Here is a 14,172-nt window from a genome sequence, read left to right as displayed (position 1 = left end):
CGGGCTCGCTTGCAAGACCGAAATACGTCCAACGAAAAAATCCGCATGAAATTCAATCGCTTGACCACCATGGTGCTCGTGGCCATGGTCCTCGGCGTGCTGGTGGGCTATGCCTGCAACAGCTGCGCGCCCACGCCCGAGGCCGCCAAGGAAATCGCCAGCTACTTCGGCATCCTCACCGATGTCTTCCTGCGCATGATCAAGATGATCATCGCGCCCCTGGTGTTCGCCACCCTGGTGTCGGGCCTGGCCAACATGGGCGACGCCAAGGCCGTGGGCCGCATCGGCGGCCGCGCGCTGGGCTGGTTCATCGTGGCCTCGTTCTGCTCGCTGGCCATCGGCCTGATCTATGCGAACGTGCTGCAGCCCGGCCATGGCCTGAGCGTGGCCCTGCCGTCGTCGGCCGAAGGGCTGAACCTCAAGACCTCGGCGCTGAACCTCAAGGACTTCATCGCCCACGTGTTCCCCAAGAACATCTTCGAGGCCATGGCGACCAACGAGGTGCTGCAGATCCTGGTGTTCGCGCTGTTCTTCGGCATTGCGCTGGGCAACCTGCACAACCAGGCCGCGCGTTCCATGGTGGGCCTGATGGACGAAGTGGTCCACATCATGCTCAAGGTCACCGACTACGTGATGCGCTTCGCCCCCGTGGGCGTGTTCGGCGCCGTGGCCGGCACCATCACCATCCATGGCCTGGGCATGCTGTCGGTGTTCGGCAAGTTCATGCTGTGCTTCTACCTGGCCCTGGCCACGCTGTGGGTGCTGCTGATCGTGGCCGGCTACGTCGTGCTGGGCCGTGACATCTTCCGCCTGCTGAACCTGATCCGCGGCCCGCTGCTGGTGGGCTTTTCCACGGCCAGCAGCGAATCGACCTATCCCAAGCTGATGGAGCAGCTGGAGAAGTTCGGCATCAAGCCGCGCATCATCGGCTTCGTGCTGCCGCTGGGCTACTCGTTCAATCTCGATGGCTCCATGGTCTACACCACCTTCCTGGCCATCTTCATCGCCCAGGCCTACGGCATCGACATGACGCTGACGGCCCAGATCACCATGCTGCTGGTGCTGATGGTCTCCAGCAAGGGCATTGCCGGCGTGCCGCGCGCCTCGCTGGTGGTGGTGGCCGCCGTGCTGCCCATGTTCGGCCTGCCCGAGGCCGGCATCCTGCTGATCCTGGGCATCGACCATTTCCTGGACATGGGCCGCACGCTGACCAATGTGCTGGGCAATGCCATTGCCACGGCCGTGGTGGCCAAGTGGGAAGGCGCGGTCGATCCGAATGCCACCACGGACGACGACGAGTCGCTGCTGCCCATGGAGCACTCCCAGGAAGGGCGGCCCGCTGTCTCGGCCTGAGGCCCAGGCGGCGCTGGGGGGCACTGATAACATTGGTGCCTTCACCATGCCCGCCCGCCGCCCCCTGCGCCAGCTCATCCTGCTTTTGCTGTGGCTTGCCCTGAGCGGGCTGAGCGGCTGGGGTGCGTACCTGATGGCGCAGCGGCTGGGCATCGCCGATCTGCGTGCCACGGGCATGCACCGGCTGGAGCTGTACGGCGCCAGCCTGCAGCGCGAGATCGGCAAATACGCCTTCCTGCCCGACGTGCTGGCACTGGAAGGCAATGTGCAAAGGCTGCTGGCCGAGCCCGGCGACGAGCAGCTCACCAACCGCGTCAACGCCTACCTGGAGCAGCTCAACGACCGCGCGGGCACGCTGGCAGCCTACCTGGTCGATGCGCGCGGCCACGTCGTGGCCTCCAGCAACTGGCGGCGCTCCGACAGCTACCTGGGCGAGGACCTGAGCTTTCGCCCCTACTACCGCACGGCCATGGCCACGGGCAGCGCGCGCTTCTTCGGCATAGGCACCACGCGCGGCGAACCCGGCTACTACCTGGCCTCCACCCTGGGCGACGACACCCACACGCTGGGCGTGGCCGTGGTCAAGGTCAGCCTGGACCAGCTGGAGCAGTCGTGGTCCACGGTGGAGGCGCCCGTGCTGGTGGGCGACGAGAACGGCGTCGTCATCCTGGGCACGGTCTCCGACTGGAAATTCACCACCCTGCGCACGCTGGACGAGGGCACGCGCGCCGCCTTCGACCACACGCGCCAGTACAACCGCCGCGCGCTGGAGCCGCTGGGCCTGCAGGTGCTGCGCGACCTGGGCCAGGGCGCGCGCCTGGTGCGCATTGCCCGCCATGGCGAGGAATCTCCGGGCTCGGTCTACCCGGTCAGCGGCCGCTTCCTCGCCCAGTCGCGCCAGCTGCCGGGCACGCCCTGGACGATCACCGTGCTATCGCACCTGGAGCAGGTCGACCAGCTGGCCCAGAGCCGCGCGCTGGCCGCGGCCGTGGGCGCGGCCTTTGTGCTGCTGCTGGCCATGATGGTCAACGAGCGCCGCCGCCACCTGCGCGACCGGCTGGCCGCGCGCGAGGCGCTGCAGGCCGCGCACGACGAGCTCGAGCGCAAGGTGGAGCAGCGCACGGCCGACCTGTCGGCCGCCAACGAGGCGCTGCAGGCCGAGGTGGCCGAGCGCACCCACGCCGAGGCCACGCTGCGCGCCGCCCAGGACGAACTGGTGCAGGCCGGCAAGCTGGCCGTGATAGGCCAGCTGTCCACGGGCGTGGCCCATGAACTCAACCAGCCGCTGACGGCGCTGCGCACCCTGGCCGGCAACAGCCAGCGCTTTCTGGAGCGCGGCGATACCGAAACCACGCGCGTGAACCTGGAGCGCATGGCGCAGCTGGCCGACCGCATGGGCCGCATCACCGGCCAGCTGCGCAACTTTGCGCGCAAGTCCAGCGGCGCCAGCCAGGCCGTGCCGCTGGCGCGTGCCCTGGACAATGCGCTGGCCGTGCTGGAGTCGCGCGTGGCCGAGACCGGCGCCCGCATCCTGCGCGATGACGGCGTGCCCGAGGCCGTGGCCTGGTGCGACCGCAACCGCATCGAGCAGGTGCTGATCAACCTGATCAACAATTCCCTGGACGCCATGCGCGGCCAGCCCGCGCCCTGCCTGGAGCTGGCCTGCGCCGTGGCCGATGGCCGCGCCCAGGTCACCGTGCGCGACCATGGGCCGGGCCTGAGCGAAGCGGCGCAGGCCCATCTGTTCCAGCCGTTTTTCACTACCAAGGAAGAGGGCGTGGGCCTGGGCCTGGGGCTGGCGCTGTCGGCCGGCATCGTGCGTGAATGCGGCGGCACGCTGACGGGCAGCAACCATCCGGGCGGCGGCGCCGTCTTCACGCTGAGCCTGGCCCTGGCTCTCTCCACACCCTCTGCCGACACACCATGACCGACGCCCTCAAAGTCCTGATCATCGAGGATGACCCCGACATCGTGCTCGGCTGCGAGCAGGCGCTGCAGCTCGAAGGCATCGCCTGCGAAAGCGTGGGCAGCGCCGAGCAGGCGCGCCGGCGCCTGTCGCGCGACTTCGCGGGCATCGTGGTCAGCGACATCCGGCTGCCGCGCATGGACGGCATGGCCTTCCTGCGCGAGCTGGTGGCCATGGATGCCGAGCTGCCCGTGGTGCTGATCACCGGCCACGGCGACATCTCCATGGCCGTGCAGGCCATGAAGGACGGCGCCCAGGACTTCATCCAGAAACCCTTCGCCCCCGAAACCCTGGTCGGCGCCGTGCGCCGCGCCCTGGAGCGCCGCCGCCTGGTGCTGGAGGTGCGCGCGCTGCGCCAGCAACTGCAGCAGCGCGACAGCCTGGAGCACCGGCTGATAGGGCGCGCGCCCAACATGCGCCAGCTGCGCCAGATGCTCACGGGGCTGGCGCAAAGCGCGGCCGATGTGCTGATCCAGGGCGAGACCGGCACGGGCAAGGAACTGGTGGCGCGCTGCCTGCACGAGGCCAGCGCGCGGCGCGATGGCAACTTCGTGGCCGTCAACTGCGGCGGCCTGCCCGACACGCTGTTCGACAGCGAAATGTTCGGCAGCGAGGCCGGCGCCTATACCGGCGCGGGCAAGAAGCGCATCGGCAAGCTGGAGCACGCCAGCGGCGGCACGCTGTTCCTGGACGAGATCGAGAGCATGCCCGTGCCCATGCAGATCAAGCTGCTGCGCGTGCTGCAGGAACGCGTGCTGGAGCGCCTGGGCTCCAACACCCTGATCCCCATCGACTGCCGCGTGATCGCGGCTACCAAGGTGGATCTGCTGGAATTGAGCCGGCAAGGCCTGTTCCGCGCCGACCTCTACTACCGCCTGAACGTGGCCACCGTCTCGCTGCCGCCGCTGCGCGAGCGGCGCGAGGACGTGCCGCTGCTGTTCGAGCATTTCGCGCTGCAGGGCGCGGCGCGCCACCAGCGGCCCGTGCCCGAGCTGACCACCGCGCGCGTGCAGCAGTTGCTGGGCTATGACTGGCCCGGCAACGTGCGCGAGCTGCGCAACGTGGCCGAGCGCACGGTGCTGGGCATCGAGGCCGGCTCGCCCCCCTTCGGCCAGCCGGCCGGCACCACCGCGCAGGACGCCGCGCCCCGGCCGCTGTCCGCCACCGTCGAGGCCTTCGAGCGCGCCCTCATCGCCGACGCCCTGCGCCGCCACGGCGGCAGCCTGGCACGCACGGCCGAGGCCCTGGGCAGCCCCAAGACCACGCTGCACGACAAGATCCGCAAGTACGGGCTGGAAGGGTAGGGGCTGGTTGCCCGCCTCCAACCCGGATTTTCGGGAAACGGCTTGGCCTACCTGGATTCGTAGGACGGGCGCAGTGCCGCAATCGCCTTTTGAATCGCAGCGCGCACGGCGGGCCGGTCGATCACCTCGCCACAGTGCAGCACGGGCAATGGCTTGCCCTGCCTGGGACGGGTTTCGTCGCGCATGACGGCCATATCGCCGTTGGCGCCCTTGGTGTTCTCCCTTTGCACCTGTTCGGCAATGCCCGCCAGCACTTCGATATCCCCGTGCATGCGCTGCACGACAACGGATGCCCAGGCATCTCCTTGGTCCTTGAGATAGGGCTCAGTCTGTTGGGCCAGGCAGCTTGCGATGGCATAGCTTTCAACGTCGCGCTGCACTTGCGTGCGAGCGGCACCTGCGGGATTCGTGTCGGGGGTGCATCCGGCGATGGCTGGAACCAAAAGAAGCAAGGCCACGCGCATCAAGTCAGCTCCCAAATTTCGTCTGTTGAGGTTGTGATGGTCGACTGGCCCGGCCCGGCATGCGCAGCCGCTGTCTTGGTCTGGCTGTCCACGGTCCACTCCATTTAGCCAAGCAATATATGTGAAAGGCCTGAGGTACCGGGGGTACCCAGGCCGTCAGCCGTTCGCAGCCGCCCTCAACCCCGCTCCCCGAACTCCACGCTTTCGCGCGCCCAGCGCCGCGCCTGCTCGCTCAGGCTCAGTCCCAGGCCGGGGCGCGTGGGCACGAGCATGCGGCCATCGGCGATTTCCAGGCGTTCGTTGAACAGCGGCTCCAGCCAGTCGAAGTGTTCCACCCAGGGCTCGTTGGCGCAGGTGGCGGCCAGGTGCACGTGCAGTTCCATGGCGAAGTGGGGCGCCAGGCTCAGGTGGGCCAGTTCGGCCTGGGCGGCGATCTGCAGGAAGGGCGTGATGCCGCCCACGCGCGGCGCGTCGGGCATGAGGAAGTCGGCGCTGCGGTGGCGTATGAGATCGCCGTGCTCGGCGGCGCTGGTCAGCATCTCGCCGGTGGCGATCGGCGTGTCGAAGCGCGCGGCCAGCGCGGCATGGCCTTCGTGGTCGTAGGCGTCCAGCGGCTCCTCGATCCAGACCAGGTTGAATTCCTCGAAGACACGGCACATGCGCTGGGCCGTGGGGCGGTCCCATTGCTGGTTGGCATCGACCATGATGGGCGCGGCATCGCCCAGGTGGGCGCGCATGGCCTCCACACGCCGTATGTCCAGCGCGCAGTCGGGCTGGCCCACCTTGAGCTTGATGCCGCCTATGCCGCGCTCCAGCGAGGCGCTGGCGTTGCGCTTGAGCTCATCGAGCGGCGTGTGCAGAAAGCCGCCCGAGGTGTTGTAGCAGCGCACGGATTCGCGCTGCGAGCCCAGCAGCTTGGACAGCGACAGCCCCGCGCGGCGCGCCTTGATGTCAAACAGCGCCACGTCGAAGGCCGCGATGGCCTGCACGGTCAGCCCGCTGCGGCCCACGGAGGCGCCGGCCCAGCACATGCGCGTCCACAGCCGCGCAATGTCGCTGGGGTCTTCGCCCAGCAGGGTGGGCGCGATCTCGCTGGCATGGGCGAACTGGCCGGGGCCGCCTGCGCGCTTGGCGTAGCTCAGGCCCAGGCCCCGGTGGCCGTCGCGGGTCTGGATCTCGGCGAACAGCATGGCTACCTCGGTCATGGGCTTTTGGCGGCCCGTGAGCACCTTGGCATCGCTGATGGGCCGGGCCAGGGGGAGGTAGCAGGACGACAGGCGTATCCACTGGATGCGGTCCTGGCTGGTGGTTTCGGAGAGCGCGGAAGAAGTCATGGCTGCGGGAGTGCGGTGGTTGGAAAAAGGACAGGGGCAGGCATCAGTCGATGCTGATCTTTCCGGCCTCGATGACCGACTTCCAGCGCGCGTATTCCTGGCGTTGGAACTCGGCGAACTGCTGGGGCGTGCCGGCCACCATTTCGTAGCCGATGGAGACGAACTGCTCGCGCACCCGGGGATCGTTGAGCGCCTCGACAAAGGCCGCATGCGCCTTGTCGCGCAGCGCAGGCGGCAAGCCCTTGGGCGCGACGATGGCCTGCCAGGAGGCGACCTCCACGTTCTTCACCCCGGCCTCGGCCAGCGTGGGCAGGTCCGGCAGCACGGGCGAGCGGCGCGGGCTGGTCACGGCCAGGGCGCGCATCTTGCCGGCCCGGATGTGCTGGATCACGGCATTGATGTTCTGGAACGAGGCATCGACCTGGCCGCCGATCAGGTCGGCATGGGCGGGCGCGCCGCCCTTGTAGGGGATGTGCACGCCCTGGGTGCCCGTCTGCTGCCAGAACAGTTCGGCCGTCAGGTGGTCGCTGGAGCCGTGGCCGGCCGAGGCAAAGCTCATCTTGCCCGGATGGGCCTTGAGGTGGGCGACCACGTCGGCCACGCTTTTGTGCGGCGAGGCGGCAGGCACGACCAGCACGTTGGGCGACTGCACGGCCACGGTGATCAGGTCGAAGTCCTTGAGCGCGTCGTAGGGCAGGTTCTTGATCAGGTGGGGCACGATGACCAGCGGGCCCAGCGAGGTGACGAGAAAGGTCTGCCCGTCCGCTGCCGCGCGCTGCACGACGGCCGCGCCGATGGTGCCCGTGGCGCCGGCCTTGTTCTCCACCACGAAGGACTGCCTGAGCTTGTCGCCCAGCCTGGGCGCCACGGCGCGCGCGACCTGGTCGGTGGAGCCGCCGGCGGGAAAGGGCACGACCAGGGTGACGGGCCGCTCCGGCCAGGCCTGGGCCGATGCAGAAAAGGCGGTGAGCGCGGCCAGGGCCAGCGCCGTGGCACGAAGAATGTGATTCATCTTGTCTCCTGATTTGTGAATGACATCGTTGTCATTTCTAGCGAAATGAAAAAGCGCCGATGCCAGTTTGTATATGCAAAGAGTTGCGCTTCATCAAAATGATATCGTTGTCATTTTGGCTGTCAATCGCGATTTCTGCGATGCAGGGCAGGCCGTCCGGCCGCGCGTGGCAGGCGGTCTGCTATCTTCATGGCCGTCCCCGATGCCTGCCCGCGATCGCGCTTTCCCATGAACACACCCACACCTCCCAGGCCCGCCACGCTGCACGACGTGGCCGAGGCGGCCGGCGTCTCGCTGATCACGGCCTCGCGTGCCCTGGGCAATCCCGCCATCGTTTCCGAGAAAACGCGCGAGCGCGTGCGCCAGGCCGTGGAGGCCACGGGCTACATCCCCAACCTGCTGGCGGGCGGGCTCAAGTCCAGGCGCAGCCGCATGGTGGCGGGCGTGGTGCCTGCGCTGTCGGTGTCGCAATTCCTGCCCACGGTGCAGTCCCTGACGGCAGCGCTGGCGCAGGAGGGCTACCAGCTGCTGCTGGGCCAGACCTTCTACGACGAGCAGCGCGAGGAGGAGGTGCTCAACGCCATGATCGGGCGCCAGCCCGACGGCATTGTGATGATGGGCCTTGTGCAGTCCGACAAGGCGCGCGAGCGGCTGCGCAGGACCGGCATTCCCGTGGTGGAAACCTGGGACTTCAGCGACAGGCCGCTGGACATGGTGGTGGGTTTCTCCCACCTGAAGGTGGGCAGCGCGCTGGCCGGCTATTTCCTCTCGCGCGGCCTGCAGCGCGTGGGCATGGCCACGGGCAGCGACCACCGGGCCCAGCAGCGGCGCGAGGGCTTTCTTGCAGCCTGGGGCCGCGAGGTGCCCACGGTCACCGTGTCCGCGCCCGGCAGCCTGGAGCTGGGCCGCCAGGCGTTGGGCCAGTTGCTGGCGCAGCGGCCTGATCTGCAGGCCGTGGTCTGCAGCTCGGACATGCTGGCCCACGGCATTCTGGTGGAGGCCCAGGCGCGCGGCCTGCGCGTGCCCGTGGACCTGGCCGTCTCGGGCTTCGGCAATGCTGATTTCGCGGCCCACCTGCTGCCGTCGCTGACCACTGTGCATGTGGACGGGCCGGGCATAGGCCGCCTGGCCGCCGAACTGGTGCTGGCACGCTGCAAGGGCCAGAGTGCCGGGCGCTCGGCGTTCGACCTGGGGTTCGAGCTGATCGAGCGGGATTCGACCTGCCCGGCATAACACGCTCTAGCGCGTCAGCACACGGCAGCCGCCTGGCGCTCGGGCGCCAGCCCGAACAGGCTGCCCAGCACGTCCTGGATTTCATCAGGCGCCAGCTGCCTGGTCTCGGTGCCGCTGGCCGTGATGGTCTTGAGCGCGTCGCCCACCAGGATCATGCGGCCTGCCAGCTGGTGCAGCACCACCACCCGCTTTTGCACGAAGATGGCATCGGGGTGGGTGGAGTTCAGGTAGTTGGCGGGGGCGAAATCCACCCACTCCTGAGGCGACAGATTGAAGGCGTACTGGTTGGCCCACTCGCCGTCCACGCGCGCCTGGAGCAGGTACTCGCCCTGGTCGTCCAGGCTCAGGCGGAAGGTGTCACCATCCTGGCGGACATCGGTGTCCAGCACGTCCAGGGCCATCGGGGCGCGTATGCCGTAGCTGCCAAAGCCCAGGTCGCACAGCCAGCGCCGTCCCTCGACCTCGGCCACCAGGGCCATGTGGGTGCGGGGCCGGCGTGCCGGATAGAACATGGGCCGTGCCGCGACAAAGCGGTAGGCAATGCCCAGGGCCTGCAGCGCCATGGCGAACAGGCCGTTCACCTCGTAGCAATAGCCGCCCCGGGCGCCGCCGAGGATCTTGCCCGCAATGTCTTCGGGCACCAGCGAGACGATCTTGCCGGCCTGCACGTCCAGGTTCTCGAAAGGCACCGCGAACAACTGCTGTCGCATCAGCGCCTGCAAGGTGGCGGCATCGGCCCGGGCGGAGTCCCCGGCACCGAAGCCGATGCGGCGGAAGTAGGTCTGGAGATCGAAATTGCTGGCTTGCATGGGATTCCTCGGGTTGCTTGATGGCTGCAACGATAAATCCGCACGGCGAACGGCTGTATAAGCAGAATCCAAGAAAACCACCCTGCACAGATCGGTATGCCCACTTCCCAAGACCCTTTGCCGCAGTACCGCCGCATTGCCCAGTCCCTGCGCCAGACGCTGGCCTGCGGCGCACTGCGCCCCGGCGACAGGCTGATTTCCGCGCGCAGCCTGGCCGAGCGCGAGCAGGTCAGCCTGCCCACCGCGCTGGAGGCGCTGCGCTGTCTGGAGGCCGAGGGCCTGATCGTCGCGCGCCCGCGCTCGGGCTACTTTGTGCGCCAGGCAACCGGCGGCGCGGCGCTGCAGGCGTCCCGCCCGTCGTCGCGCCCCGTGCCCGTGACCCTGTCGGCCCTGGCGCGCTCGCTGTTCAGCAGCCCCGACACGCGCCTGATCCCGCTGGGTGCGGCATTGCCCGATCCGGCCTGGCTGCCCACGGCCCGGCTGCAGCGCGCGCTGCAGACCGCCGGGCGCCGCCTGGACGCGCACGGGCAGACCTACAGCATGCCGCCGGGCCGCGCCGACCTGCGGGGCCAGATCGCGGCCCGGGCTGCGCAATGGGGTGCGCGCTTCGGCCCTGATGACCTGGTCCTGACGGCCGGCGCCACCCAGGCCGTGCGGCTGGCCCTGCGCGCCGTGTGCAAGCCCGGCGATGTCGTGGCCGTAGAGCGGCCCGCCTATTTCGGCAGCCTGCTGCTGCTGGAGGACCTGGGCCTGAAGGCGCTGGAGATTGCCACCGATCCCCGCGAAGGGCTGCTGCTGGAGCCGCTGGCCGAGGCCATTGCCCGTCACCGGCCGGCTGCCGTGCTGGCATCGCCCACCGTGCAGAACCCGCTGGGCGCCAGCATGCCGGTGGAGCGCAAGCAGGCCCTGGTGGCGCTGCTGGAGCGGGCGGGCATTCCCTTGATCGAAGACGATGTCTATGGCGACCTTGCGGGCGACGGCCAGCGCCCGCCGGCCTGCAAGGCCTTCGACGGCAGCGGCAACGTGCTGTATTGCGGCTCGGTGTCCAAGACCCTGGCGCCGGGCTGGCGCGTGGGCTGGATCGCGGCGGGCCGCTTCCATGCCCAGGTACTGCAGGTGCGCCTGGCGGGCGACTGGGCCGGTGCGCCGCTGCTGGAAGCTGCCGTGAGCGAGGTACTGGCCAGCGGCGACTACGACCGGCACCTGCGCCGCCTCAAGTCCCGCGTGCAGGCCGGGGTGCAGGCCGTCACGGCCAGGGTCGAGGCCAGCTTTCCGCCCGGCACCTGCGTCTCGGCCCCGCGTGCGGGCTTCCTGCTGTGGGTGGAATTGCCGCGCCAGGTAAATGCACTGGAAGTGCACCGCCGCGCGCTGGAGCTGGGCATTGGCGTCAGCCCAGGCCCGCTGTTCTCATCGCGATCGGACCTGCCCAACCACCTGCGCCTGAACTGCGCCAACGAGCCCACGCCGCGCCTGCTGGGGGCCGTGGGGCAGGTGGGGGAGATATGCCGGGGGGTGATAGAGGGTGCTGCGGCGCGTCAGGGGGCGCAGGTCGGCCAGCCTACTTCTTCTCGCGCGGCACGCGCCCCATGAGGAAGAACTCAGTCAACGCGCTTGCTTTTGAGTCGAATGTATTCGGATGGCTGAACGTTGCTGTATTGCAGGAAGAATTGCCGTGCGCGCTATTTTTTAAATAGAACTATTGAAGTTTTGAATATGCAGGATATCTTTCATAAGAGATTGATGTTCCTATTTTTTTAGATTTATCTAATAAAATTGCATCTTCTTCAAAGAATTCTTGTCGCCGCCGATGATTTAGCTTGCCGTTGAGGTAGATGTATTCGGTGAGCTGGCCGGAGCCGTATTCCGCGAGCAGGTTGCCGTGCACGCCATGGAACTCGTAGGTGGTGACGCCTGCCTTGGTGGTGCTTGTGCGCTATTGGTCGCCGTCGTAGGCATACTGGATGGGGCTGTTGCCCCAGCAGTCGGCGCATGCACGTCCGAGCGTCGGGTGCACGTGCGAGTGGCACTGCTCTTCAGCCGCAACACCCGCAATCAGCTCAAGCAAGTGTTCGACGCGCTGCGCGAGCTGATGACGCCGCCCGATCCGCCCAAGCGGCCTATCGGGTTCGTCACACAAGGCGAGAAGAAGAACACGGGCTGACCTTCACCACGCCGATATAGCGACGCCCGCACAGGGCGGGCGTCTTTCGCTGTCAGTCCTCGGCGTTCCGACCTTTGACCATCTGATGGGCAAGCTCGAAGCCAGTCGGCGAGCAGCCCAGCTTTCGCAAGTCTTCCAGTTGCTCTTGAGTCACCGGAGATATCGAGATCCTCTCCAAGTCCGGTGATCCAACACCCACGAACTGCCCGACCGCAGATGCTTGGAGAACATCGCACTCAAGGTCAGCCAGCGCCTCGCTACCCTCAGAGGGCAGCAGAATTCGACGTGGCGGATCAACCCCTTCGGCCTGTTGCAGCGCTTTGATTTGCGGCCACAGTTGCCTTCGATGGGAATGAATTCGAACGCCCGGAAGAGGCGAGATTTTGAATCCCCCAACGACGAGAACCGAACTCCTTCGCCCGAGGGATAGAGCGCTAAACCGTGCTCGGGGCCATCGTAGTAGTCAAACACGAGAATCACCGTGAATCCAAGGTCACTGGCCGAACCGGAGCCACGGGCGAATTCGTGAAGCGACTCACTTGAGGAGCTCATTCTATATCCTCACTACATCGGGCGTAATTGGTTTCGGCAGTTCAACCGTGTGATGGTTCAGATCCTTCCCGGTCTGCTGAACCTTGAACCCCGCTGCCTCAACTGAACTGCAGGTCGCGCATCGCACAACTTGCCCAGCTTTCGCCGCCGAACTCGTGCTCACGGAGACGCCGTGAATTCCAAGCATATTCTCTGCCGCCTGGGCTTGGCTCTCGAGTAGCTTCTTGGTGTCCATGGGGCCGCGCCGGAACAGTAGCTTTTCGCCCTCCTCAGCACCCTTTGCGGCATCTATGGCCCTATAAGCCTTAATACTTTCCGCAGCGCCTCCAGGCACCACAGGTATCGCCACCGCAACTCATCGCGCGCCAAATTTCTGCGCAATGTGCTTGCCGTTGAGGTGGATGTGTTCGATGGGTAGCTAAATTTTGGCTAATATTTTTATGATTTTCGCCGTGGCAACTGTTTTCCCCTCCCAGAGAGTTATATTCATTCCCTCCTGTATCAGGGGTAGTGCAAATTCTGGAAATAGAAATTTGATAGGAATTTCATAATATTCTCCCAGTTCCAAGCGTTTTCCATCAAGTAGCAATCTACAGTCGAAAGCTTCATTGTCAATAAAGAGGGGGCAGCCATAAAAGTTGCCTTGAATGGCAGTTTTTCTGCCGCCTTCATTTTTTGTGAGAAATCGAACTGAAATTATGGCATCTGGGTTCATTTTTCTAGAATTTACTTGGTGGCAAGGGTGAATGATTCATAATTGTAGGTGATATTCCTGTAAGCCGATTATCTGGAATAACCCAAGCTGGTATTCCTCGATCAACTGATGCTGGTGGTAAGTCATGAAGAAGAGATTTTGGTATATCTATCTTTATAATGGTGTAAGGAGGATCTCCAAAAGATCTCACCGCTTGCTTGGAATATGCGGATGCACTGGATCCTGATGTGGTGAAATATTTCCCTTCTGCAGATCCAAGATTCCTTAGAGCTCCGGTGGCTTTGACATCTGCTAACTCTGCTCGTCCAATGGCTCTAAATAACGTAACTGTCTGTGGAGTAGTGTTTTTTGCTGCCCGATACGCCGCAATACCTGCCCCGACCCCTCCAGGCACCACGGGTTTGCCGCTGCAACTCCATCAATCGCGATACCTGCCGCATCCATCGCGGACCCGCTCCATTTCTCCTCCCCGATATTGCTGATCAGGCTCTGAAAGCCTGGGAAAATATTGAACGCGTCCCAGACGATTTCCGCAAGCTTGTCATCCGGGTCCAGGTATTTGTTCAGGTTGGCGTAGGCGTATCAGTTGAAGCCGTGGATCTTCTCGGAATGCATCTACTTGGGGTCCATGCCTGTGAAGCGGTCCATCAGCGATATGTGGCCATGTGGGTCATGCCTGTTTCGGGGTCGTAGGGCCTGCCAGCGGGCCACAGCTTGTTGTTTGCGCTGCTTGGCCCCGCTTTCCGGCGGTAGTCGTTGGTCAGTTAGTTTTCCTTCCAAAGTACGGCTCCGGACTGATCAACGTGCTTGCTTTTGAGTCGAATGTATTCGGATGGCTGAACGTTGCTGTATTGCAGGAAAAATTGCCATGCACGCTATTTTTAAATAGGACTATTGAGATTTTTAATATGTAGGATATCTTTCATAAGAGATTGATGTTCCGATTTTTTTAGATTTATCCAATAAAATTGCATCTTCTCCAAAGAGTTTTTGTCGCCGCCGATGATTTCTTTTGTTTTGACAATATGCAGTTGATTTTTCTTTCCAGAAGAGAATTCTAGTTCTAAGGAGGCAAGCAGCAAAAGATAGAGTGCAGTCTTTGCCTCGTCGTCGAATTCTCTCAATTCTAGTGCATTCAATAATCTGGGAATAATTTCAGGATCTGCAAATTCTATTTCCCAATCCTGTTCTTTGCCGCTAGTGGTTATTCCAATCAAAGTGCTGGCCATTTTGGCTGCCTTTACCGTGGGTCCATAGTATTCTGACATA

13 protein-coding genes are annotated in these 14,172 nt (G+C 64.9%); 6 read left to right on the top strand and 7 right to left on the bottom strand.

Features of this window, described 5'->3' with window-relative positions; translation table 11 throughout:
* Nucleotides 1-45 precede the first annotated feature (45 nt).
* From PO605_RS19525 to PO605_RS19515, 3 genes are read left to right on the top strand one after another with little or no spacing between them, the layout of a single operon-like run.
* Nucleotides 46-1,353 carry a dicarboxylate/amino acid:cation symporter gene (locus PO605_RS19525; protein WP_047472602.1) on the top strand — a complete coding sequence of 436 codons (1,308 nt, stop codon included), beginning with the start codon at nucleotides 46-48 and terminating at the stop codon, nucleotides 1,351-1,353.
* A 46-nt stretch (nucleotides 1,354-1,399) separates the two neighbouring features.
* The gene (locus PO605_RS19520; RefSeq protein ID WP_272206762.1) at nucleotides 1,400-3,280 is read left to right on the top strand and encodes a sensor histidine kinase; all 1,881 of its coding nucleotides are present in this window, start codon (nucleotides 1,400-1,402) and stop codon (nucleotides 3,278-3,280) included.
* Nucleotides 3,277-4,623, top strand: coding sequence for a sigma-54-dependent transcriptional regulator (locus PO605_RS19515; RefSeq protein WP_272206761.1), 1,347 nt, complete (start codon nucleotides 3,277-3,279; stop codon nucleotides 4,621-4,623). The genes PO605_RS19520 and PO605_RS19515 overlap by 4 nt, the downstream gene beginning before the upstream one ends.
* Before the next feature lie 47 nt (nucleotides 4,624-4,670).
* On the opposite strand, the gene PO605_RS19510 is transcribed toward PO605_RS19515, so the two are convergent.
* The 3 genes from PO605_RS19510 to PO605_RS19500 all read right to left on the bottom strand — a co-directional run bounded on the left by PO605_RS19510 (nucleotide 4,671) and on the right by PO605_RS19500 (nucleotide 7,433).
* The gene (locus tag PO605_RS19510; protein ID WP_047473480.1) at nucleotides 4,671-5,087 is read right to left on the bottom strand and encodes a hypothetical protein; all 417 of its coding nucleotides are present in this window, start codon (nucleotides 5,085-5,087) and stop codon (nucleotides 4,671-4,673) included.
* A 176-nt stretch (nucleotides 5,088-5,263) separates the two neighbouring features.
* Nucleotides 5,264-6,421: an L-talarate/galactarate dehydratase gene (locus tag PO605_RS19505; protein WP_047473481.1), complete on the bottom strand. Its 1,158-nt coding sequence runs from the start codon at nucleotides 6,419-6,421 to the stop codon at nucleotides 5,264-5,266.
* Between the two features lie 43 nt (nucleotides 6,422-6,464).
* Nucleotides 6,465-7,433: a Bug family tripartite tricarboxylate transporter substrate binding protein gene (locus PO605_RS19500; protein ID WP_047473482.1), complete on the bottom strand. Its 969-nt coding sequence runs from the start codon at nucleotides 7,431-7,433 to the stop codon at nucleotides 6,465-6,467.
* A gap of 228 nt (nucleotides 7,434-7,661) precedes the next feature.
* Between PO605_RS19500 and PO605_RS19495 the strand changes: the two genes are divergently transcribed.
* Nucleotides 7,662-8,666 carry a LacI family DNA-binding transcriptional regulator gene (locus PO605_RS19495; RefSeq protein WP_047473485.1) on the top strand — a complete coding sequence of 335 codons (1,005 nt, stop codon included), beginning with the start codon at nucleotides 7,662-7,664 and terminating at the stop codon, nucleotides 8,664-8,666.
* 14 nt (nucleotides 8,667-8,680) lie between these two features.
* On the opposite strand, the gene PO605_RS19490 is transcribed toward PO605_RS19495, so the two are convergent.
* On the bottom strand, nucleotides 8,681-9,475 hold the full coding sequence (locus PO605_RS19490) for an arylamine N-acetyltransferase family protein (protein WP_047473483.1): 795 nt from the start codon (nucleotides 9,473-9,475) through the stop codon (nucleotides 8,681-8,683).
* A 96-nt stretch (nucleotides 9,476-9,571) separates the two neighbouring features.
* Here PO605_RS19490 and PO605_RS19485 point away from each other — a divergent pair, with 96 nt between their 5' ends.
* A complete protein-coding gene (locus tag PO605_RS19485; RefSeq protein ID WP_272206760.1) occupies nucleotides 9,572-11,065 on the top strand; it encodes an aminotransferase-like domain-containing protein in 1,494 nt (497 codons plus the stop codon).
* 106 nt (nucleotides 11,066-11,171) lie between these two features.
* Here PO605_RS19485 and PO605_RS19480 read toward each other — a convergent pair whose 3' ends face one another.
* On the bottom strand, nucleotides 11,172-11,360 hold the full coding sequence (locus tag PO605_RS19480) for a hypothetical protein (RefSeq protein WP_156135999.1): 189 nt from the start codon (nucleotides 11,358-11,360) through the stop codon (nucleotides 11,172-11,174).
* 135 nt (nucleotides 11,361-11,495) lie between these two features.
* On the opposite strand from PO605_RS19480, the gene PO605_RS19475 reads away from it, so the two are divergent.
* On the top strand, nucleotides 11,496-11,636 hold the full coding sequence (locus PO605_RS19475) for a hypothetical protein (protein WP_231574377.1): 141 nt from the start codon (nucleotides 11,496-11,498) through the stop codon (nucleotides 11,634-11,636).
* Between the two features lie 970 nt (nucleotides 11,637-12,606).
* Here the strand turns inward: PO605_RS19475 and PO605_RS19470 are convergent.
* Together PO605_RS19470 and PO605_RS19465 are read right to left on the bottom strand one after the other, a co-directional pair.
* Nucleotides 12,607-12,903 carry a hypothetical protein gene (locus tag PO605_RS19470; protein ID WP_156136000.1) on the bottom strand — a complete coding sequence of 99 codons (297 nt, stop codon included), beginning with the start codon at nucleotides 12,901-12,903 and terminating at the stop codon, nucleotides 12,607-12,609.
* 881 nt (nucleotides 12,904-13,784) lie between these two features.
* Nucleotides 13,785-14,171 (bottom strand): hypothetical protein, encoded by a 387-nt coding sequence (locus PO605_RS19465; protein WP_156136001.1) that lies wholly within the window; start codon nucleotides 14,169-14,171, stop codon nucleotides 13,785-13,787.
* Nucleotide 14,172: the final 1 nt, after the last annotated feature.

It is taken from the genome of Delftia sp. DT-2, from assembly GCF_028401915.1.
Taxonomy (GTDB): domain Bacteria; phylum Pseudomonadota; class Gammaproteobacteria; order Burkholderiales; family Burkholderiaceae_C; genus Comamonas; species Comamonas tsuruhatensis.
This window is presented reverse-complemented; position numbering and strand designations above follow the sequence as displayed.